We start from the raw sequence: 21,174 nt of genomic DNA, 5'->3' as shown, positions 1-21,174 counted from the left end.
TTGCATCGGTAGCACCCAGTTCAGTTGTATTGCTATCGGAAGCGATGCATGTCGACATGTTCGTGGTACGTCATGCGTCAGTGGCGCAGCCCATTTCATCGCCAAGCACGCGGCTCCCGGCGTCGGTGTGATCATGCGACGAGCGGACGCCATACATCAACCAGAGCGATGCGCTGTTCACCATCCGCCGCCACAAGGGAGAGTTCACCGGTTTGCGGGTCGCCATTGTCGGCGACATACTCCACTCCCGGGTCGCGCACGTTCCCAGATTCTTGCCCTCAATACCCTGGGCGTCTCCGAAGTCAGGGTCATCGCCCCGCACCCTGCTGCCCGTAGAGGCCCGCAGCCTCGGCGTCCACATCTATCACGACATGGACGAAGGCATCCGCGATGTGGACGTGGTGATCATGCTGCGGCTGCAGAAGGAGCGCATGCAGGGGGCGATGCTGCCCAGCGAACACGAATATTACCGCCTCTTCGGTCTGACTGAAGCACGCCTGGCCGTAGCGGATTCAGAGGCCATCGTAATGCACCCCGGCCCCATCAACCGGGGCGTGGAGATGGCTTCGGAAGTGGCTGATGGTTCCCGCTCAGTGATCCTGCAACAGGTCAGTTATGGCATAGCAGTACGCATGGCGGTGATATCGATCATCATCGGCACGCAAAATCAACAGAGCCAGGATAACAAGGGATGAACAGCACCAATATGATAACCATCCTCCAGGGACGCCTGATCGACCCCGCCAATGGCGTCGACACGGTTACCGATATCCATATCGAGAACGGCAAAGTCACGGCGATAGGAGAAGCACCAGCGGGTTTTCAGACAGCAACCATCATCGATGGAAACGATAAGGTAGTCTGCCCCGGCATCATCGACCTCTGTGTCAATCTGCGGGAGCCCGGGGCGGAATACAAGGCGACTATCGCCAGCGAGACGGCAGCTGCAGCCCATTCCGGCATCACCACCCTCTGCTGCCCACCGGATACCCTGCCGGTGATAGATACCCCGGCGATTGTGGGCCAGATCAAACACAAGGCCCGTAAGGCAGGCTACTGCCGAGTGCTTCCCCTGGGTGCTCAGACTCAGGAATTAAAAGGCGAAAAACTGAGCGAAATGGCGGCCCTGAAAGAAGCGGGTTGCATTGCCATCAGCAACAATTACGCCCCACTTGCGAATACCCTGGTACAGCGCCGCGCCCTGGAGTATGCAGCCACCTTCGATCTGCTCACCATTATCCGCTCCAATGACAGGCACCTGAGCGATCAGGGCTGTGCCCACGAGGGAAAAGTCGCTGGCCGGCTTGGACTGCCGGTAATCCCTGAAGCCGCTGAGACTGTCGCCGTTGCCCGCGATCTGGCACTGGCGCAAACCACCGGCGCGGCGATCCATTTCCACACCCTCTCCAGCGCCAGCGCCGCCAACACCCTGGCCTGGGCGCGGCGGGAAAAACGCAGGGTCACCGCCGATGTCGCCGTCCACCAACTCCATCTGACGGAGATGGATATTGAGGGATTCGACAGCAATGCCCACGTACTGCCGCCACTGCGCTCAACGGGAGACCGGGACGGCCTGCGCCAGGCGGTGGCTGAGAATATCATCTCCGCCATCTGTTCCGACCACCAGCCCCATGAAGCCGACGCCAAGGCAGCGCCATTTCCGGCGACCGAGCCAGGGATCTCCGGGCTGGACACCCTGCTGTCCCTAACCATCAAACTGGTTCACGAGGGCGTGATGGATCTCAGCACCGCGATTGCCCGTCTTACCATTGGCCCCGCCGAGATACTCGGGCTGCCGTTGGGCAGACTGCAGGTGGGGGCAACAGCGGATATCTGTATCTTCGATCCGGATACCTATTGGACGGTCGTACCGGATCAACTGACGAGCCAGGGGAAAAACACACCCTTTGGCGGCTGGGAACTGCCCGGCATCGTCACCCATACACTGTTGAATGGCCGCATTGTCTATCAACGAAATTAGTGAATTTGTACCTATGAACAAACCCCACCGCGATACCCTCTATCTGGAAAGTGCTGAAATCCTCTCTCACGAGGCCTTCGCGGGCGAGCAGTTCATCCTGCGGGTAGCAGCGCCTGAGTGCGCCACCAAAGCACAGCCCGGCAGCTTCGTACACCTACAGTGCGATCCGTTACAGCCGATGCGCCGTCCCATCTCCATCATGCGGGTATCGCCGGAAGATGGCTGGGTCGACCTTCTCTATAAACGGGTGGGCACCGGCACCACACTGCTTTCCAGGCGTCAGCCCGGTGAGAGCGTCAGCCTGCTCGGACCCATCGGCCACCCTTTTCGCCCCGACCCCTCCCGCACAAAACCGCTGTTGATCGGCGGCGGTGTCGGCATGCCGCCAATGGTCTTTCTGGCGGAGTCTCTCTACCGGGAACGAAAGAAACAGCCCTTTGTGATACTCGGTTCCGAAGTCCCGTTCCCTTTCAATCCCCAACCCTCACAGCTGCTTCTACCGGAACTGCCTGCCGACGTGATTGCAACAATGCCGCTGATGGACGACTGGGGCATTCCCTGCCGTCTGGCCAGCCAGCAGGACTTCGCCGGCTGCTTCCAGGGTTATGTTACCGAGCTTGCCAGACACTGGCTGACATCCCTGAACGAGCAGGCCAGGGGTGAAGTGGAGATCTTCTCCTGCGGCCCGCATCCCATGCTGGAGGCAGTGGCTGAACTGGCAGCGGAATTCGATCTGCCCTGTCAGGTCTCATTGGAAGAGTTCATGGCCTGTGGCGTCGGCGGCTGCGCCGGCTGCGTGGTTGAGGTACAAACAGCAGAAGGTCCGGTTATGCAACGTGTCTGTGTGGATGGGCCTGTATTTGAGGCCAGCAAAGTTTTCTGACTTATCTTCCTCCAAACCTATTCAACAATATTAAAATAGGACTTCAAGTCCCTAATAATCTTGCGGCTTTAATGCTATAAGTTTATTGTTGGGGTGAGATAGTAGGAATGCTGATCCGGCGAAATCGATGCCGCTCGGCAAAACAAAAACAATGGCTTGGATTCACATCGCTTTCAAATCATGCAGCTGCGCCCGCTGCAAACCCGCTATGTGTTGCCACCAATTAAAATTATTATAAATTGGCCATGGAAAAATCAGTTATTAGTGTGATGTTGGAATTGGATGCGAGCAGGCTGCCATCCGTTCCTCACGTACTTCTTCAATTAATAGACATCTGCAACCATGCCGATGTCAGTTTCAGCGACCTGGAAAATATCATCCGCCAGGACGCTGCCCTCTCATCCAAGGTCCTTGCAGCAGCAAATTCCCCGATTTACAGACAGTGGGGATCTGAAGCCAGCCTTGGACGATTACTGGTTGTACTGGGCTTAAATACCGTCAAAACCATCGCCATGACAAGTGCGGTGCAAGACCTGTTCTCCCAGGTCGACGACTCTGTCAGTCAATATATGGATGAAATCTGGCTGCACTCCCTGACATGCGCTCATACAGCACGCGCAATTGCACGTTTAACCACCTACCAATCACCCGATGAGGCCTACATTGCCGGGCTGTTACATCGCGTAGGACAATTGGTCCTGCTACGAAACTTCCCCACTGAATACTCAGGCATTTCCGTGGAGCCCTTTTCCGGGCAGGAACTGGAAAAACTTGAGAATGAAAAACTGGGCTTCACCCACAGCGAGGTAGGGGCCTACCTGATCGACAGCTGGCATCTGCACTCTTTCATGGCCGATGCCGTGCACTACCAGTACGAGCCTGCTGCGCTGATTCAAGACAGCACACCCCTGGTAAAAATCATTAACCTTGCAAGCCAGTTAAGCGGCCTCAACGGCACTCCGGACAACACGGTTTTCAAACAGGCTGATGAGCTGTTTGGATTGACCCAGCCACTGCTCGAAGAGATGTTGAACAGCGTTCATGAGCAGGTCAGCAGCATTGCCAGTAGTCTTGGAATCTCACTAACAAAATCAGCAAAGACTGGTAATAGGGGGATAGACACGACTCCCTTACGCAAGCAGCTGAAAGAGCAGTTAAAAGAGCGGATAAAAACAGCGGCCATCGTCGGCATGGCCTCACATCGAACCGGACCACAGGTTCCATTACATGAGACACTCGCCTCTATTGTCCAAAATGCCCGCATCCTTTTCGACCTGACCCCAATCAGGGTTTTTCTCTACCATCAGGAGCAGAATCAACTCGTATATACCCCCTCGGAAGAGACAGAGCCCGGACCTTTCGCTAACATCTCAATATTCCTGGAAGCGGGCAGAAGCATGATTACTGACTCCCTGCTGCAGGGCGAGCCGAGGCATTGGCTTGAAAACGACGAAAACAGATCCATCTCTATTGTGGATCGTCAAATCCTGACCCTCATGAAAAATAACGGGTTACTTTCGATTCCCTTGATAACTGAAGGGCGTACCATCGGCGCATTGGTCGCTGGCATTGAACAGGTGGACTGGAACAGAATCGAATCCCACCTAATGCTGGTATCAACCTTTGCCGATGGGGCAGCAAAATCTATCCAGCAACAACTTACCATCATCCGCTCCGAGGAGGAGCGGATTGAAGAAGCACGATCAGAATTCCAGCTGCACGCAAGAAAAATCATTCACGAAGCCAACAACCCTCTTGGGATCATTAATAACTACCTGCATATTCTTGGCACGAAACTGGGAGAGGATCATGCTGCCCACGAGGAACTTCGTATCATCAAGGATGAGATCGAACGTGTAGGAAAAATCATCCTGCGCCTGCGCGACATGCCTTCCGATATCGGACTTGAGCAAGGGTTCGTTGACCTCAATAGTCTGATCCTGGATGTTGAAAAGATTTTTCACACCTCACTTTTCGTAACCCATGACATCAGTGCCCAGCTTGACCTCGAAACCTCTCTGCCTCCGGTTGCCGGCAGTCGTAATACCCTTAAACAGATACTTACCAACCTGATAAAAAATTCGGTTGAAGCGATGAGTGATGGAGGAAAGATTACTTTAATCACGAAAGACAAAATCAACATGAATGGTAAGCACTACGTTGGGATAGAGATCATTGATAACGGACCCGGCATTCCCGATGAGATCATGGAGAATATTTTTTCGCCAGTGAAGAGCACCAAAGGAGCCGGCAATGCAGGTCTTGGTCTCACCATCGTAAAAAATCTTATTAACGAGCTTTCAGGCTCCATCAGTTGCACCTCAAGCCATGAAAAGGGCACAACATTCCAGATTCTCTTACCCAGGAGAATTCCCATGGGGGACACGTAGCGATGACGATCATCAAGCATTCGACATCAAGACCACAAGGAGGTAACGCACATCAGGCACCACAGATAAAGGAGCAGACCAAGAGCAACAGAGAAAGGAATTCCGCCCGTATTTTAATAGTCGATGATGAACCCCGGGCCAGCGAAAGTTTAAGAGCGATCCTGCAATTCTCCGGCTATACCATCGTCATTGCGAATGGTGGTCGAGAGGCGATTGATGCGTTGAAAACAGACACATTCGATTTGGCGCTCCTTGATCTGAATATGCCGGATATCGATGGCCACCAGGTAATGGAATTCATCAAAAGCGACAACCACAAAACCAGCATCATCGTAATCAGCGGGGAATCGGGCTTCGACCATGTGGCCAGTGCACTGAGAAAAGGCGCAAAGGATTTTATCCGCAAGCCCTACATGGCAGACGAACTGTTGCTATCGGTATCCAATGCACTGGAGAGACAACACCTGACTAATGAGAACAGCCGTATTCAGGATAAATTAAGACGCTCAGAAACGCTTCACCGTTTTCTCATCAACAACTCCCCCGATCTGATTTACATGCTGGATCAGGAAGGAAGATTTACCTTCGTAAACAATCAATTTGAAAAAAACCTTGGATTCGCTGCTGGGGAACTGCTGAAACAACCTTACACCTGTTTGATACCTCCAGACGACCTTGAAAAGGCAAAATACATCTTCAATGAAAGACGCACCGGTGACCGAACGACTCGCAATACAGAACTTAAACTGAGAAGCAAAGACTTCGATTCCCCCAACTACGTCGATGTTCGTTCTGTCGCTATCGAACTGAACTCAGTGGGCATCTACTCCACCCGGCTAAACAGCAAAAAAAGATTCGTCGGTACTTATGGAGTCGCACGTGATATCACAGAACGAAAACAGTCCGAGGCGTTGATAAAATATCAGCTTTACCATGACCTGTTGACCAGTCTTCCAAACCGAACACTGTTCCGAGACAGACTCAACATCGCTTTAGCCCAGGCAAAACGAAACAAAAAAATGCTGGCTGTTCTCTACCTTGATATGGACAGCTTCAAAATCATCAACGACACTCTGGGGCATCTTGCAGGGGATGAATTGCTACAGTCCATTGCCGCACGATTGAAAGGCTGCCTCCGCGAGGCTGATACCCTGGCGAGGGTCGGGGGGGATGAATTCAATCTCTTGTTGCCTGAGGTCAGCGATAGAAACGATATAACCACAACTGCAAACAAGATTCTGAAAGAGCTTGAGAAACCATTCCACCCCAGCCTGCAGGAGGTATTCGTTACCTTCAGCATCGGTATCGCGGTCTATCCAAACGATGGCGATTCCAAAGAGATGCTGGTGAAAAATGCCGATATGGCAATGTATCAGGTCAAAAACTCCGGTAAGAACGGCTTCGCATTTTTTGCCGACCACATGAAGGAACAGTTTCACAAGAGACTGGATATTGAGAACGGCCTGAGACGGGCACTCCTCAACAATGAGCTGAGACTCTATTACCAACCGAAAGTAGAGTTAAAAAGCAGGAAAATCGTTGGTGCAGAGGCCCTTGTCAGATGGCAGCACCCTGATCTGGGACTATTGCCGCCCTCCGAATTCATCCCTATCGCCGAGGAGAGCGGACTGATCATCCAAGTTGGTGAATGGGTATTAAGACAAGCCTGCAAAGATGCATTTAACTGGATGAAGCTTCATACTCATCCCATAAGTCTGTCAGTCAATCTGTCTGCTCAGCAGCTCGAATCAGACAATTTCACCGCTACCGTGTTAGGGATTACCAGCGAGTTCAACCTTCCCAGACAACTCCTCGAATTGGAGATCACCGAAAGTTCAATCGTACAGAATATGGAAAAGGCCGTAGAGAATCTTGGCATTCTGCATCGCTATGGTATCCGTGTTGCTGTGGATGATTTCGGCACAGGTTACTCATCACTGGGCTATCTTCAGTCTCTTCCGCTTCACAGCCTCAAAATCGACCGCTCCTTCATTCATGCGATAAATTCACAAAGGGATGAACACTCTATAATCGAGGCCATAATCGCCATGGCAAAAGGGCTGGGGCTGGACCTCATTGCAGAAGGCGTGGAGAATGAAGACCAACATCGTTTTCTGCACAACGCCGGGTGTTCGATGGCCCAGGGCTATCTATACAGCCATCCTCTCCCGGAAACCGATTTTCGACAGCTGTTCTCCAAAACCATTTGATCTGACGGGTATTTGTCAGTATTTTTTCGAGTAAGACTATAATTTCGTACCCAAACAGATCAATCGGACGAGATTATGACAATACAGACATCCATTCAGCAGAAACTTCAGGCGGCGCTTTCGCCGACCTTTCTCGAAGTGAACAACGAAAGCCATATGCATAATGTGCCTGAAGGATCAGAGTCCCACTTCAAGGTCGTCATCGCAAGCAAACGCTTCGAAGGGGAAAAACTGCTCAATCGCCACCGCTTGATCAACAAAATCCTGGCCGACGAATTACAGGGAGGCGTGCATGCACTGGCGCTACACACCATGACACCAGAAGAGTGGTTCGAACGTAACGGCAGCGTACGGGATTCACCAGAGTGCTTGGGTGGTTCCAAGATTACATGACGCAATGCTGGATATCATAAAAAAGCTTCTGGGTGCCGCCTCGCCTATACAAAGAAGTATGGACGCGCAACAGCAAGTTGATGAGGAAACCCGTCGGTTCTCACTCTATCAGTTCTCCGCCTGCTCATACTGTATAAAGGTTCGCAGGGTCATCAAGCAACTGGATCTCAATATCGAATATCGCGATGCAGCTAACAATCAGCTGTGGAAGCAGGCGCTCATCAGAGAGGGAGGCCTCTATCAGACACCCTGTCTGCGCATTGAGCATCAGGATGGCTCAGTGCAGTGGATGTATGAATCTGCAGATATTATACGATATCTCAAACGACATTATTCCATCTGACTCAAACCGTCGTCTGCTCAACCCCGGCAAGCTCATCGAGCAATGCCGCCCGCACCGCAACAAACTCATCATTGATCGCTTCCACCATCTCTTTTGCGGCATCAACGTCGCCCTGTTCACCCAGCACTTCCATCTCTCTGCACTTTTTGGAGAGTTGCAGTGCTCCTACATTGGCGCTACTGGACTTGATACTGTGGGCTGCCTCACGGACGCCTTCTCCATCATTGGAAATAATTGCCTGATGCAATTTCCTTATTAAGCTGGGGGTGACATCCAGAAAGAGATTGGCCACTCTGCTGATTATGTCTGACCTTCCCGGCTGCTGTAAGGCTCTGATCTTATCCAGCACAAGAACATCGATGACCGCTTCGTCATCCACTGAAGAGGGGTCTGCTGCTCCCGCTGATTTTTCCAACTGTAACCAGTGAGACATTACAGTCAGTAACTCATCCGTGGAGAAAGGCTTGCCAAGCAAATCATCCATACCAGCCCGGAGACACTGCTGACGGATACCCTTCTGCAGATCGGCGGTCAACGCAATGATGGGAACGCGCCTTCCCTCGCCCTGTTGTGATTCATACAGGCGAATTCCCTCGGTTGCTCTGAACCCGTCCATCTCTGGCATATGGCAATCCATCAGCACCAGATCAAAGACATCCAGTTTCATCGCATCCAACGCCTCCAGTCCATTTTCCGCCACCACAACATGGCACTTCTGCAATTCAAGCATACCCAGCGCCACTTCCTGGTTGACCGGGTTATCCTCCACCAGCAGGATTTTTACACCGATCCATCTATCCTCTCGTAGCTGTTGGGGAAAAACTTCTGTCTCTCTTCTTACAGACACGGGTTCTCTATCAAAGACGACATTCAAACAACGCAATAGTTGATCCAGGCGCACCGGCTTGGTCAGCTGAAAATGCACAAGTCGATTCGGCATATCGGACAGTTGCTGATTCAGTGGACTCAAAATCACGATTCGGATAGCCGCCAGCGCAGGTTTCTCTTTAATCATCCGGGCAAGCACCGCGCCACTGGCCCCAGGCATCTGCCGGTCAAGCATAGCAATATCGTATGGATTTCCCCTGTCGGCTGCAGTATTCAGCATGGACAAGGCCTGACTCCCATTTTTTGCGCTATCAACCGAGAGACCCAATGCGCCGATCTGATTCATCAAATAACCGCACACCGTCGCATTGTCATCAACAATCAAAAGGCGCCTGTGCTGTAGATCTTCATGCAATGCAGGTTTCGGATAAAACGCTTCTCTCTCTATGTTCAGCCGGAGATCGAAGTGAAAGCAGCTTCCCCGTCCCAATTCACTCTCAACCTTCAGTTTCCCACCCATTAGGCCAAGAAGCTGATTGGAGATATTCAGCCCAAGACCAGTACCACCATATTCACGTGTAATTGAACCATCTGATTGCGTAAAGGCTCTGAAGATGCGCTGTTGGCTACCGGCATCGATGCCAATGCCTGTGTCTTTTACCTTGAATGAGAGACGAGCTTCGTTCTCAGACAGTGGCATCACCACCAACTCCAATACCACTTCACCCACCTGGGTAAACTTGATGGCATTTCCCAACAGATTGACCAATATCTGCTCCAGGCGTACAGGATCACATCTGAAATAATTGGGCATGTTAGGGGGTAACACTGCAGTCAACTCAAGGCCTTTTCTGTAGGCCCGATCGGCTAGCAGCTCTACTGCGTCCTCAATGAGGTGCCGCAGATTGACTCTTTGCAGTTCCAGTTCAAGCCTGCCGGCTTCAATTTTGGAGAAATCCAGCACATCATCGATCAGATGAATCAAGCGGCCGCCTGAACGCTTGATGGTTTGGGCAAAGTGGCGCTGACGTTCATTGAGACTGCTCTCAATCAGCAGCTCCGCCATGCCCAAAACACCATTCATTGGCGTACGGATCTCATGACTCATTTTGGCAAGAAAGGACGACTTGGCGGCATTGGCCGACTCAGCCGCACTTTTTGCCTGCTGGAGACTATTGATCAGTGCCTCATTCTCATATTGCAGCAGGAAATTAGCTCGCAAAGTCCTGTTCTGCTTGTTCACGACCATTGTCATGAACAGGCTGTAAACCAGCATCATGAAAAAGATATGCGACACCCCATCCGGGCTACTGGAATAGAATTGCAGAGCAATAATAATAGGGGCCGGCAAAATGTAAAAGATCGCTGCCACTGAACTGATTGCCAGGACATGAACCCCCGCCGATATCATGCCTGCGACAACAAGCACAACCATCATCACACCAGCAGAATTGCCCTGCAGCATCGACAAAAGCACCCAGGCAGCCAGACCCCAGCTCAGCCCCACCAAGGCAGTCAGAAAGACGTAGATATCTGTCGTCCCAAATTTCGTCCGGTAGTTCCCATAGGCCCATGCTGTCAGCAGGCGCGCCATCACCAACAGATTCACTGGGACAAGCCAGACCAGGATCGACTCCACGGGCAAAAGCGGAGCAAAATATAAAGCCAGCAAAGCACTTACAAACGCAACGATCAGATTAGGCAGCAATGCACTGCCGTATAGCACCCGGGCCTGCTCCAGTCTGAACAAAGCATCCAGCTGCGCACTATCCTGTAGCTGAGATGATCCCGGATTTTTCTCTCCGTCCATCCTCAACTGTCACCCGCGTCGGAAGAAAAGACACTCACAAAAAGTTGTCTGTAAAATCAACACAGAAAATCACCTGCTCTCCACACAATTTCGCCCACTATCCTTGGCGGAATACAACGCTTTGTCAGCAGCCTTCAACAACTGTTCATAACTCTCATCTTCGCTACTGGCGGCAGTAACACCAAGACTCACCGTCACCTGTTCATTGAAATTTCTAGTCCCAAAAGAGTGATCGGCCACGGCGCGGCGCAGTCGTTCGGCCATCTGATTGGCCGCGTCGATATCCAACCCGATGCTGAACATCAAAAACTCTTCTCCGCCGATGCGGCCGATAACATCATATGTCCGGGCGGTCATACGCAGCACTCCGGCCAATTCACGTAAGACAATGTCTCCCACCAGATGGCCATGGGTATCGTTGATGCGCTTGAAATAGTCGATATCCACCAGAGTGCATGAAAAGGGAAGCTTGTTTCGGCGCGCCTCTGCCAACCCCTGCTGCATTCGTTCCAGTGTGTGACGGCGGTTGGGCAACCCCGTCAGTGCATCAGAGATAGCCAGCTCGTTGACCCGTTCGAAAGCTGCGGCAGCCCGCAGAAGATAACGGATACGCTGCACCAACACCGGCCACACCACTGGCTTTGTCACAAAGTCGGTGGCTTCAACCGCGTAAGCCTTTTCAATCGCAGGCAGATCATCATGACCGGTCACCATGATCACCGGCAGATGTTCTCCGCCAGGAAGCAGGCGCAACCTCTCACAGACCTGGAGACCATCAAGTTCAGGCATTTCCAGATTGAGCAGCATGACGGCAGGTTTGTCTGTGAAGAAGCGATCGAGCGCTATGCGACCGTTCTCGGCAAGCACCACATCGAAGCCTCCCTCCTGCAGCAGGGATTTCGCCATCTCCCGTTCTGTCGAGTCATCGTCAACCACCATCACCCTTGGCCGCTGCTCCCCATTGACCGGCTCTTGGCCGACGATGTCCGCGCCCACCAGATAGGGGCTCGCCAGCTTACTGTCCTGCTCCCGGTCGATCTGCCAGGGTTCATCCTCCGGCAATTCACTAAGCACCACTTCCAAAGCCTGGCTGACACGGGAAAACTCATCCCTGATCGCCCGCAACTGTTTATCTCCCTCCAGAACCTTGCCATCACGGGCCTCTTTTTCCAGATTCCTGCAGAGGGCCGAAAGCCGGAGGGCAGTCAGATTGGCACTTGACGATTTCAGGCTGTGCGCAAGCTGAAACAGCGCTCTTGCATCCCGTCTGTCGAAAGTCTGTTCCATCTTTTCCAGCAGCGTCTCGGCACTGGAGAGATAGGTATGGATCAGTTGCGTGAGACGGCCTACCCGTAAACCCTGAAAATTATTCTTCAGAACCATTAATTTTTCCGCATCGAGCGGTTCTGACACTGTCGTCACCAAGCCAGTGCTGCTCTCACCTATAGCGGGTACCGCTGATCCCAGCCGGGTTGAGGACACAGAGGGGGGTTGATGCACCCTCCAGTCGATCAGTCTGATCAAGAGCGCACTGCCGGCTACCGTCAGGCCCGCCGCTATCAGCAAAATCATGGCCAGTGAGAGCGCAGAGTTACGTGCCAGTTCCAGCGCAGGCGTCTCACTGAGAATCAGGTCAACATAGCCGAGAGGCATGCTCCCTGCCGTCCACTGTTCAGGCGGGATCGGTGTAAGAAAACGGATATAGGGTTCACCGGTGACGGGATCAGGAAACCGATCGACCACAACCCTCCCCTCTCCTGGCGTGATGCCTGCAGGAGGCGCTGTCAGTGACAAACGGGTCGCCGTCCAGCGGGAGAGAACAGTCTGGTCGGGACGCAACACGGCCAGATAGAGCGGTTCAGTTTGGTTCGCCAGACCTAAAAAACGCTGTAGATCCAGGTCACGGTTCTCGCGCATGGGGGTTTCAACAAGCTGCGCGACTGCCCGTGAAAACTCCACTCCACGCAGTTGCAGTGCATCCAGGAGTGCCTGCTTTTGCCAGTCCATCCAAAGCAGCACCACGCTCGAAAGCACCAACAGCAACACCAAAACCGGCGTTCGGCGCTTCAATACCAGCAAGATTTTTTTGTTGTTATCTGTTTTCAATCTTGTGTCCGTAAAATCAGTTTTTCACACCGCCACTCAGGGAGCGACAGAGAGATACGCGGGTACCACGCGCGCAATTGAGCACTGGACGGAAACCACTCCTGGCATCTGTCCTTCAGCGATTCAGCGCGTTACTGAAACTATTTCGCGTGTGATGGGCTACTGCGTGGAACCGGTCCCCCAACCAGTGGGACGATGGTTAAGGCCCGATAGGAATATCCCTATAAAATGACAGGATGCATACTACCAAAATGCGACGTGGATCACTCGGAATCTATTTCCTGCCTTGAGTGTTTGTGAATTAACCGCACTCTGCAGCCAGAACACAGCGCAAAATGCCGTAATCCCAAGCCCCGTCGAGGGCCTCATAGAGCGGCTTCAAACGCCCCTCTTCACAGACGTCCAGATGCTCCATAAGTCTGACGATCTGGGTATACTCTTCAGCCTCGACGGGCAACACATCGGTAATATCCAGCAATCCGACCTCCAGCGCCTCGGCGAAGTGCGAATATACCGTGGTGAGTTTGAGTTCCCGCTCTTGAGCGATACGTTGTGCATCCTTGCCGCTGTTGAACAGATAGAGGGTTTCGTTGACAGTGTCGCTGAGATTGTTGCGCAGCAGATCGGGCAGGGGATATTCACGGATATGCAGCAGAAATTGCTGGCCATAGCGGGCCAACTTACTCTCGCCCACGCCACTGATGGCGGCCATTTCATGCAGTGAGGCAGGGCGTCGACGCGCCAGTTCGGTTAGCGTGGCATCGTGAAAAATGACGTAGGGCGGCACCCCCTGTGCCTCGGCCAATTCCAGTCTCAGGACTCGCAAGGACTCGAAAAGAGGACGATCAAAGGCTCGCAGTCCTGAGAGCTTGCGCTCCCGCTTCGACTTCTCTTTTTCAACCTTGCGCTGACGACGCAGCATCAGCCCCTGCTCACCCCGCAACAGCGGCCGGCTCTTTTCGGTCAGCCGCAGTGAACCGTGACCCGCCACATCGATATCGAGATACCCTTGGGCAATCAACTGACGGAACAGGGAGCGCCACTCACTGATGGAGAGGTCAGCCCCGATACCGAAGGTACTGAGCCGGTCGTGCCCAAAACGCCGGATGCGATCATCCTCCTTGCCCCGCAACACATCGACCACATAGTTCACACCGAATCGCTGACCTGTGCGGAAGACACAGGAGAGCGCCTTGCGGGCCGCTTCCTGGGCGTCCCAGGTCTCCGGCGGCAGCAGACAGTTGTCGCAATTGCCGCAGGGTTCCGGCAAAGTTTCACCGAAGTAGGCCAGCAGTGCCTGACGACGGCAGCCGGTCAACTCGCAAAGCCCCAGCATCGCCTCCAGTTTGTGGTGAGCGACGCGTTTGAACTGGTCTTCCGAGTCCGAGGTTTGGGTGAACTGGCGCAGGGTGATCACATCCTGCAGACCGTAAGCCATCCAGGCATTGGCCGGTTCGCCGTCCCGGCCGGCGCGTCCGGTCTCCTGATAGTAGGCCTCGACACTCTTGGGCAGATTCAGATGGGCGACAAAGCGAACATCCGGCTTGTCGATCCCCATGCCGAAAGCGATGGTTGCAACGATAATCACCCCATCCTCCCGCAGGAACCGGGACTGATTGTTGCGCCGCTCGGCATCGGATAGTCCTGCATGATAGGGCAACGCTTTGCGGCCCTTGGTACTTAACCAGTCGGCGATCTGCCCCACCCGCTTGCGGGAGAGACAATAGACGATTCCGGCATCGCCCGGATGTTCACGTTGCAGGAACTGCCACAACGCCTCTTTCGCATTCTGACCCTCTGACAGTGCATAGCGAATGTTGGGCCGGTCAAAACTATTGATGAAGATCGCTGCACTCTGCAAACCGAGTTGCTCAATGATCTCATGCCGGGTGCGCTCATCCGCCGTCGCAGTCAGGGCGATGCGTGGTACGCCTGGAAAGCGTTCCTGCAGTATCGACAGCCGTTGATAATCCTTGCGAAAGTCATGACCCCATTGAGAGACGCAGTGCGCTTCATCGATGGCAAAGAGCGCCAGCTGCACCTGCTCCAGCAGTGAAAGCGTCCGCTCATTGAGCAACCGTTCCGGAGCGATATAGAGCAGATCCAGCTCCCCGGCCAGGAACGCCTGCTCAGTGGCGCGGATGGACCCCATATCCAGTGTGGAATTCAGAAATGCAGCGTTTAGACCAAGTTGGGTCAGGGCATCCACCTGATCCTGCATCAGCGCAATCAGAGGGGAGATCACCACACCCACCCCTGGCCTTATCAAGGCCGGAATCTGGTAGCAGAGCGACTTGCCGCCGCCGGTGGGCATCAGGGCCAGGGCATCCTGCCCTCCAAGCAGCGCTTCGATGATGTCAGCCTGATTATGGCGGAAGGATTCGTAGCCGAAAATATTGTTGAGGATTTTGAGGGCACGTTGCATGAGGTATTGTAACTTTATTGCCTTGCCCATGTGGACGAAAAACGACTGAGTGTCCGTCCGGAAATAGGCATAAGGGACGCAAAGCTTACTTCCTGAAATAATCCCGCGTCAGCCCAAACACCACCGGACTCAACAACAGCAACGCCAACAGATTCGGCAACGCCATCATCGCGTTCAGGGTGTCCGCCACCAGCCAGACGAAATCGAGCTGCTCCTGCGCCATCGCACCCACCGGGATCATGATGATCCAGAGCGCACGGAAAGGCGTGATCGCCCGCACACCAAACAGATACTCCACACACTTCTCGCCGTAGAAACTCCAGCCCAACAGGGTGGTGAAGGCAAAGATCGCCAGTCCAAAGGTCACCACATAACCACCCACACCGGGCAGCGCCAGCTCAAAGGCCATGGAAGAGAGCGCCGCCCCGGTTTCACCGCTGGTCCAGGCGCCGGTCACCACAATGGCCAGGCCGGTGATGGTGCAGACGATCAGGGTATCGATGAAGGTTCCGAGCATGGCGATGGTGCCCTGCCGCACCGGATTGTCAGTGGCCGCCGCCGCATGCGCAATCGGTGCGCTGCCCAGCCCCGCCTCATTGGAAAAGATGCCGCGAGCCACACCAAAACGTATCGCGGCCCAGATCGCCGCGCCAGCGAACCCCCCTGTGGCCGCCGTCGGCGTAAAGGCGTGCTCGACGATCATGACGACCGCAGACGGAATCTCACCAAAATGGGTAAACAGCACCATCAGACCAACCGCAACATAGGCAATCGCCATAAAGGGCACCAGCTTGCCGGCAACGTCCGCGATCCGCCGCACACCACCGATCAGCACCAGTGCGGCAAGTATCGCCATTACGCCGCCGGTCACCGCAGCAGGTATCGCCAGATTAGTCTTCAGTACGTCGGCCACCGAGTTGGCCTGCACCGTATTGCCAATGCCAAAACCCGCCAGTGCGCCAAAGATTGCAAACAGGGTGCCGAGCCAGGCCCAGCGCCTGCCGAGACCATTTTTGATGTAGTACATGGGGCCGCCGATGTGGTTCCCCTCCTCATCCACTTCGCGGTAGCGCACTGCCAGTACGGCTTCGGCATACTTGGTGGCCATGCCCACCAGCGCGGTACACCACATCCAGAAGAGTGCGCCCGGACCACCCAGGGCGATGGCAGTGGCGACGCCGGCGATATTACCGGTGCCGATGGTGGCGGAGAGAGAGGTCATCAGGGCGTTAAAAGGGCTGATCTCACCTTCCCCCTGGTCTCTGCGCCCCTGCCACAACATGCGGAAACCGTGGCCCAAACGCGTCAGGGGAATGAGCCTCAGGCCCAGCATGAGAAACATCCCGGTACCGAGGATCAGCACCAGCATCAACGGTCCCCAGACGATGCCGTTCAGCCCTTTGACAAGTTCGGTAACACTCTCCACGCAGATCCTCCTCGATAGTTCTTATGCTTCCCGGCCTTCAGGCGCCGGGTGATCCACCCAACTATACACTCGCCGATGAAGCGGTCACACTGACCAAGTTTTGACTTGACTTTTCACCATGTAAGGTTACCGTAGAACAAATCTGGAAATTGCCATTCAGGCCAAGCAGTGTAGAACCTGACTGAGAGGTCATCGTCATGTCCGTCTGTAAAAACATCAAAGGGTATACCCGCAAGCACGAACGCCTGGCGGATTTTTTCTCTCTGATGGCTGTTGCCCTCTTCTTTGCCACCCCGTTTCTCAGTCTCACCTACCACTCCTTGATTCTCAACTGGATTATGGCCAACGTCGTCGTTCACGGCTTACTGACCGTTGGCGGGCTGGTGCTTGATGTGGCGATGATATTCGTCTTTCTGAATTTTGGCGCCGCCCGTTTTTCAGAAGAGGAAGAAGGCTGTTTCCACACCTTCAAGGGTCGGCGCGCAGGTACCGGCTCCCTCGGCATGATGTTCAACAGCTGGTTGCATCACATGGAACACGTTGGTAAAAAGCATCGTTGAGGCCGCTTTTATGTTTTGAAGCGGTATCCTGAAACGTACTTTTCCGACGGGTCCACATGGCCAGACGATTCCTAACTATCAAAGCCACTGCGTTTTGCCTCTTCCTGCTACTGATCTCAGGCTGCACCTCTATGGCGACCAACCGGCTGGCGGGTAACCTCTCCAGTGCGATACTGAATCAGTCAGACCCGGAGATCGTCCGCAGCGGTGCTCCTGCCTATCTGCTGCTGCTCGACTCCCTGATTGCCGACGACGGTGATGACCCGGCGCTGCTGTTTGCCGGCGCCAGGCTGTATAGCGCCTATGGAGGCGGACTGGTCAACGACACTGCACGACGAAAAGGTTTGGCGGACAAGGCGCTGGACTATGCAAGCCGGGGACTCTGCCAGTCCCAGCCGGATATCTGCGCAACGATGGACAAACCCTTTACCGAGTTCGAGCCGAATGTGCTGAAGGTGGCCTCATGGGATATCGAAGGGCTCTACGTTTTCGGCACCAGTTGGGCAGGCTGGATTCAGGCCAACCTGGATGACTGGAATGCCATCGCTGAACTGCCAAAAATCGAAGCCGTGCTGCAGCGGGTCATCGATCTCGACCCAGCTTACGAGGCGGGACGCGCACAACTCTATCTTGGCGTAATTCGCACCCAACTCCCTCCCGCCCTTGGGGGAAAACCCGAAATCGGGCGCAAACATTTCGAGCTTGCCATCCGTTATTCAAAGGGTAAAGATCTCATGGCAAAGGTGGAGTTCGCCCGCCGCTACGCCCGTCTGCTGTTCGACCAGGAACTGCACGATCATCTCCTGCACGAAGTCATCGCTGCAAACCCATCCGTCCCCGGCTTGACCCTCAGCAATGTTATCGCACAGCGCCAGGCCAAAGAGATGTTGAACGACGACTATTTCTAATCCGCCCGCACCCATCTACAATATCCATTTTTCCAGTTATCGCCTGTAGTAAGGAGTTACCTATGATCCGCGTGATCATAACGCTGTTATTTAGCCTGAGTCTGACATCCGTCGCCCACGCCACCACCCTCAAGATCGCCACCCTGGCGCCAGACGGCACCGCCTGGATGAATATCATGCGGACAGCAGCAGGAGAGGTAAAAAAGAAGACCGACGGTCGCGTCAAGCTGCGCTTCTATCCCGGCGGCGTGATGGGCAACGACAAAAGCGTACTGCGCAAGATCCGGGTCGGCCAACTTCATGGCGGCGCCATCACAGGCGGAGGGCTGGCGGGGGTCTATCCGGATGCCCAGCTCTACAACCTGCCCTTCCTGTTCCGCAGCCTGGATGAAGTGGACTATGTGCGGACGCGTTTCGATCAGGAGATCATCCACGGGTTAAGCAAGAAGGGGTTTGTCAGCTATGGACTTGGCGAAGGCGGCTTCGCCTACCTGATGTCCAACAGTCCTGTGCGGGAGAGTGCGGACCTGAGAAAACAGAAGATTTGGATACCCGAAGGTGACCGGGTCAATAGCGTCGCCTTTAAAACCACCGGCGTCTCACCCATCCCTCTGCCCATTACCGATGTACTTACCGGACTGCAGACTGGCCTTATCGACACCGTCGCCAGTTCTGCCATCGGCGCCATCGCCCTGCAGTGGCATACACGAGTGAAGTATCTGACCGATGTCCCTCTGATCTACCTCTATGCCACATTGGTGATCAAGGAGAAGGCACTAAAAAAACTCTCTTCAGAAGACCGCAAGATTCTGCATACTGAACTGGCATCAGCATTCCAGGCACTCAACTCCCATAATCGCGAGGATGAGAAAAAAGCGCTGGTGGCACTGAAAAAACAGGGCATAACGTTTATTGAGCCGACCACCCAAGGCAAACAGGAGTGGGCACAAACCGCTGCGGCCACGGTGAAGGCGCTGGAGAACGACGGACTCTTCTCTCCCGAACTGTTTAGAAAGGTTCAGGGGCTACTCGATGAATACCGTCAATCCAGCCACTGACGATAATGGTGCATATTGTTGGGGTACAGCCAAAAAAACGGATTAACCCAACCTAATTCTCATCAAACCTGTTGCCTGGCCCGCTACGCTTGATCAGGCCTACGAGATGAATCCATGGCCGCCACTAACCTGTATCAACCGGCGAAAGCCCCCGCAGAAGAGGAATCGTTCGAAACACTGCTGCAATGCAGGAATATCTCAATAGAAAAGATTCAGAGCCCCCCATCGACCCGCAGCGAAATCTACGATCAGGTTCAGGATGAGTGGATCGCCCTGCTCCAGGGACAGGCCTCTCTGCAGATAGAGGATCGCATTATTACCCTGCAGAGCGGCGATACCCTGTTTATCCCAGCCCGCACTCCCCATCGGGTGCTGGAAACCAGCACCGATCCAACCTGCATCTGGCTGGCGGTACATATTCACCCGCCATCTTGATGGTACAGCTTAATTCCGAATCTATAGTTTCTGCACAGATAGGCCGTATAATAGGCTGATCATGGAAGTCAAACTAAAGCGCGTCAGAGGGTTCATACTGCTTGCCGAGGATGGTGTGATGGCGCTTCTCCTGACGACCATGATCCTGCTCGCAGTCGCCCAGATCCTGCTGCGCAACTTTTTCGACTCCGGCATTATCTGGGCAGACCCCACCCTGCGTATGCTGGTTCTCTGGGTCGGTTTGATGGGCGCCATCGCCTCTACCCGGGAGGATCGGCATATCCGTATCGATCTGCTCTCCCGTTATCTGTCAGGTTCAAGACGCAGTTTCATCCAGGCCGTCACCGATCTTTTCAGCGCCATTGTATGCGGCATCATCGCCTGGCACGCTGCGCGCTTCGTCGCCTTTGAGTACGAAGACGGCTCCCTTCTGTTCGGCAGCTTCCCGGCCTGGGCCGGAGAGAGCATCATCCCCATCGGCTTCGGCATCATGACCCTGCGCTTTCTGTTCAATATACCCCTACGATTTCTGCCGGGGGAAAAACAGTAATGCTGATCGCGCTGGGTCTCATCCTGATCGCCCTGTTCGGCGCCCCACTGTTTGTCGTCATCGGCGCCAGCGCCCTGATCGGCTTCCACCAGTCCGAGATCGACCTCGCCGTGGTCGCCATCGAGTTTTACCGTATCGCCGAGATGCCGGTACTACTGGCGATCCCGCTCTTCACCTTCGCCGGGTATCTGCTAAGCGAAAGTAACGCCCCTCACCGGTTGGTACGCGTCACCCAGACGTTGCTAGGCTGGATGCCCGGCGGACTCGCCTTCGTGGCACTGATCGCCTGCGCCCTCTTCACCGCCTTTACCGGCGCCTCTGGCGTCACTATCGTGGCCCTCGGCGCCCTGCTCTATCCGGCCCTCACTGAAGCGGGTTACCGACAGAATTTCAGCCTGGGGCTGGTCACTACCTCCGGTAGCCTGGGACTGCTGTTCGCTCCAGCGTTGCCGCTCATCCTATACGCAGTAGTGGCGCAGCAGCTCGGCATCGGCGGCTCCATCACGGTAGACGACATGTTCCTGGCCGGCATCCTGCCGGGGCTGCTGATGTTGCTGATTCTGGTAGCCTGGAGCCTCTGGTCGAGCCGCGGCGTCAAGTTGACCTCTTTTTCCAAGGCAGAGGCGCTGTCGGCCATCCGGGAAGCTGCCTGGGAGATTCCACTGCCGATCATCGTGCTCGGCGGCATCTACAGCGGCTATTTCGCCATCTCCGAAGCCGCAGCGGTCACCGCCTTCTATGTGCTTGTGGTCGAAGTCTTCATCCACCGGGAGATCTCTCTGCGCAGGCTGCCCCAAGTCATGCGCGAGGCGATGCTGCTGGTAGGCGGCATCCTGGTCATCCTCGGCATGTCGCTGGCCTCCACCAA

Annotated in this window: 18 protein-coding genes; 13 read left to right on the top strand and 5 right to left on the bottom strand. The window is 54.4% G+C overall.

Annotated elements, in window-relative coordinates:
* Positions 1 to 131: 131 nt before the first annotated feature.
* Positions 132 to 260, bottom strand: a complete 129-nt coding sequence (locus G9Q73_RS20010; RefSeq protein ID WP_281397641.1) for a hypothetical protein — start codon at positions 258 to 260, stop codon at positions 132 to 134.
* On the opposite strand from G9Q73_RS20010, the gene G9Q73_RS11090 reads away from it, so the two are divergent.
* The 7 genes from G9Q73_RS11090 (at position 213) to G9Q73_RS11060 (ending at position 8,200) form a co-directional block, all read left to right on the top strand.
* Positions 213 to 695, top strand: coding sequence for an aspartate carbamoyltransferase (locus G9Q73_RS11090; RefSeq protein ID WP_177419849.1), 483 nt, complete (start codon positions 213 to 215; stop codon positions 693 to 695). The two genes, G9Q73_RS20010 and G9Q73_RS11090, sit on opposite strands and share 48 nt — an antisense overlap.
* Positions 692 to 1,981, top strand: a complete 1,290-nt coding sequence (locus G9Q73_RS11085) for a dihydroorotase (protein ID WP_177419848.1) — start codon at positions 692 to 694, stop codon at positions 1,979 to 1,981. Before G9Q73_RS11090 ends, G9Q73_RS11085 begins: the two co-directional genes overlap by 4 nt.
* A gap of 13 nt (positions 1,982 to 1,994) precedes the next feature.
* Entirely contained in the window at positions 1,995 to 2,864 is an 870-nt protein-coding gene (locus G9Q73_RS11080) for a dihydroorotate dehydrogenase electron transfer subunit (protein ID WP_177419847.1), read from the top strand.
* 245 nt (positions 2,865 to 3,109) lie between these two features.
* Complete coding sequence (locus tag G9Q73_RS11075) at positions 3,110 to 5,254, top strand: HDOD domain-containing protein (protein ID WP_177419846.1); 2,145 nt, start codon at positions 3,110 to 3,112, stop codon at positions 5,252 to 5,254.
* A gap of 2 nt (positions 5,255 to 5,256) precedes the next feature.
* Positions 5,257 to 7,464 (top strand): putative bifunctional diguanylate cyclase/phosphodiesterase, encoded by a 2,208-nt coding sequence (locus tag G9Q73_RS11070; RefSeq protein ID WP_177419845.1) that lies wholly within the window; start codon positions 5,257 to 5,259, stop codon positions 7,462 to 7,464.
* A 75-nt stretch (positions 7,465 to 7,539) separates the two neighbouring features.
* Positions 7,540 to 7,857 (top strand): BolA family protein, encoded by a 318-nt coding sequence (locus tag G9Q73_RS11065; RefSeq protein ID WP_177419844.1) that lies wholly within the window; start codon positions 7,540 to 7,542, stop codon positions 7,855 to 7,857.
* Between the two features lie 4 nt (positions 7,858 to 7,861).
* On the top strand, positions 7,862 to 8,200 hold the full coding sequence (locus G9Q73_RS11060; protein WP_177419843.1) for a glutathione S-transferase N-terminal domain-containing protein: 339 nt from the start codon (positions 7,862 to 7,864) through the stop codon (positions 8,198 to 8,200).
* Position 8,201: 1 nt separating this feature from the next.
* Here the strand turns inward: G9Q73_RS11060 and G9Q73_RS11055 are convergent, their stop codons facing one another.
* The 4 genes from G9Q73_RS11055 to G9Q73_RS11040 form a co-directional block, all read right to left on the bottom strand.
* Positions 8,202 to 10,838, bottom strand: a complete 2,637-nt coding sequence (locus G9Q73_RS11055; protein ID WP_177419842.1) for a response regulator — start codon at positions 10,836 to 10,838, stop codon at positions 8,202 to 8,204.
* A gap of 69 nt (positions 10,839 to 10,907) precedes the next feature.
* Positions 10,908 to 12,944 carry a diguanylate cyclase gene (locus tag G9Q73_RS11050; RefSeq protein ID WP_177419841.1) on the bottom strand — a complete coding sequence of 679 codons (2,037 nt, stop codon included), beginning with the start codon at positions 12,942 to 12,944 and terminating at the stop codon, positions 10,908 to 10,910.
* Positions 12,945 to 13,245: 301 nt separating this feature from the next.
* Positions 13,246 to 15,369 carry a DNA helicase RecQ gene (gene recQ, locus G9Q73_RS11045; RefSeq protein WP_177419840.1) on the bottom strand — a complete coding sequence of 708 codons (2,124 nt, stop codon included), beginning with the start codon at positions 15,367 to 15,369 and terminating at the stop codon, positions 13,246 to 13,248.
* An 85-nt stretch (positions 15,370 to 15,454) separates the two neighbouring features.
* Positions 15,455 to 16,795 (bottom strand): alanine/glycine:cation symporter family protein, encoded by a 1,341-nt coding sequence (locus G9Q73_RS11040; protein ID WP_177419839.1) that lies wholly within the window; start codon positions 16,793 to 16,795, stop codon positions 15,455 to 15,457.
* A 197-nt stretch (positions 16,796 to 16,992) separates the two neighbouring features.
* Here G9Q73_RS11040 and G9Q73_RS11035 point away from each other — a divergent pair, with 197 nt between their 5' ends.
* The 6 genes from G9Q73_RS11035 to G9Q73_RS11010 all read left to right on the top strand — a co-directional run.
* Positions 16,993 to 17,355, top strand: coding sequence for a cell division protein BolA (locus tag G9Q73_RS11035; RefSeq protein WP_177419838.1), 363 nt, complete (start codon positions 16,993 to 16,995; stop codon positions 17,353 to 17,355).
* Positions 17,356 to 17,486: 131 nt separating this feature from the next.
* Positions 17,487 to 18,263: a TRAP transporter TatT component family protein gene (locus G9Q73_RS11030; protein WP_246345202.1), complete on the top strand. Its 777-nt coding sequence runs from the start codon at positions 17,487 to 17,489 to the stop codon at positions 18,261 to 18,263.
* 62 nt (positions 18,264 to 18,325) lie between these two features.
* The gene (locus tag G9Q73_RS11025; protein ID WP_177419836.1) at positions 18,326 to 19,321 is read left to right on the top strand and encodes a TRAP transporter substrate-binding protein; all 996 of its coding nucleotides are present in this window, start codon (positions 18,326 to 18,328) and stop codon (positions 19,319 to 19,321) included.
* A 114-nt stretch (positions 19,322 to 19,435) separates the two neighbouring features.
* Positions 19,436 to 19,756 carry a cupin domain-containing protein gene (locus tag G9Q73_RS11020; protein ID WP_177419835.1) on the top strand — a complete coding sequence of 107 codons (321 nt, stop codon included), beginning with the start codon at positions 19,436 to 19,438 and terminating at the stop codon, positions 19,754 to 19,756.
* Between the two features lie 61 nt (positions 19,757 to 19,817).
* Entirely contained in the window at positions 19,818 to 20,306 is a 489-nt protein-coding gene (locus tag G9Q73_RS11015; RefSeq protein ID WP_177419834.1) for a TRAP transporter small permease, read from the top strand.
* On the top strand, positions 20,306 to 21,174 hold an 869-nt coding region (locus G9Q73_RS11010), incomplete at its 3' end, for a TRAP transporter large permease subunit (protein WP_177419833.1). The genes G9Q73_RS11015 and G9Q73_RS11010, both read left to right, overlap by 1 nt.

It is taken from the genome of endosymbiont of Lamellibrachia barhami, assembly GCF_011947365.2.
Classification (GTDB): Bacteria; Pseudomonadota; Gammaproteobacteria; order Chromatiales; family Chromatiaceae; genus QGON01.
This window is presented reverse-complemented; position numbering and strand designations above follow the sequence as displayed.

Excerpts from the sequence above, each read along its gene's own strand:
- G9Q73_RS11085 (WP_177419848.1), top strand. The coding sequence starts at position 692 with ATGAACAGCACCAATATGATAACCATCCTCCAGGGACGCCTGATCGAC.
- recQ (WP_177419840.1), bottom strand. The coding sequence starts at position 15,369 with ATGCAACGTGCCCTCAAAATCCTCAACAATATTTTCGGCTACGAATCC.
- G9Q73_RS11025 (WP_177419836.1), top strand. The coding sequence starts at position 18,326 with ATGATCCGCGTGATCATAACGCTGTTATTTAGCCTGAGTCTGACATCC.
- G9Q73_RS11060 (WP_177419843.1), top strand. The coding sequence starts at position 7,862 with ATGCTGGATATCATAAAAAAGCTTCTGGGTGCCGCCTCGCCTATACAA.
- G9Q73_RS11035 (WP_177419838.1), top strand. The coding sequence starts at position 16,993 with ATGTCCGTCTGTAAAAACATCAAAGGGTATACCCGCAAGCACGAACGC.
- G9Q73_RS11030 (WP_246345202.1), top strand. The coding sequence starts at position 17,487 with ATGGCGACCAACCGGCTGGCGGGTAACCTCTCCAGTGCGATACTGAAT.
- G9Q73_RS11020 (WP_177419835.1), top strand. The coding sequence starts at position 19,436 with ATGGCCGCCACTAACCTGTATCAACCGGCGAAAGCCCCCGCAGAAGAG.
- G9Q73_RS11080 (WP_177419847.1), top strand. The coding sequence starts at position 1,995 with ATGAACAAACCCCACCGCGATACCCTCTATCTGGAAAGTGCTGAAATC.
- G9Q73_RS11015 (WP_177419834.1), top strand. The coding sequence starts at position 19,818 with ATGGAAGTCAAACTAAAGCGCGTCAGAGGGTTCATACTGCTTGCCGAG.
- G9Q73_RS11070 (WP_177419845.1), top strand. The coding sequence starts at position 5,257 with ATGACGATCATCAAGCATTCGACATCAAGACCACAAGGAGGTAACGCA.
- G9Q73_RS11055 (WP_177419842.1), bottom strand. The coding sequence starts at position 10,838 with ATGGACGGAGAGAAAAATCCGGGATCATCTCAGCTACAGGATAGTGCG.
- G9Q73_RS11065 (WP_177419844.1), top strand. The coding sequence starts at position 7,540 with ATGACAATACAGACATCCATTCAGCAGAAACTTCAGGCGGCGCTTTCG.
- G9Q73_RS11075 (WP_177419846.1), top strand. The coding sequence starts at position 3,110 with ATGGAAAAATCAGTTATTAGTGTGATGTTGGAATTGGATGCGAGCAGG.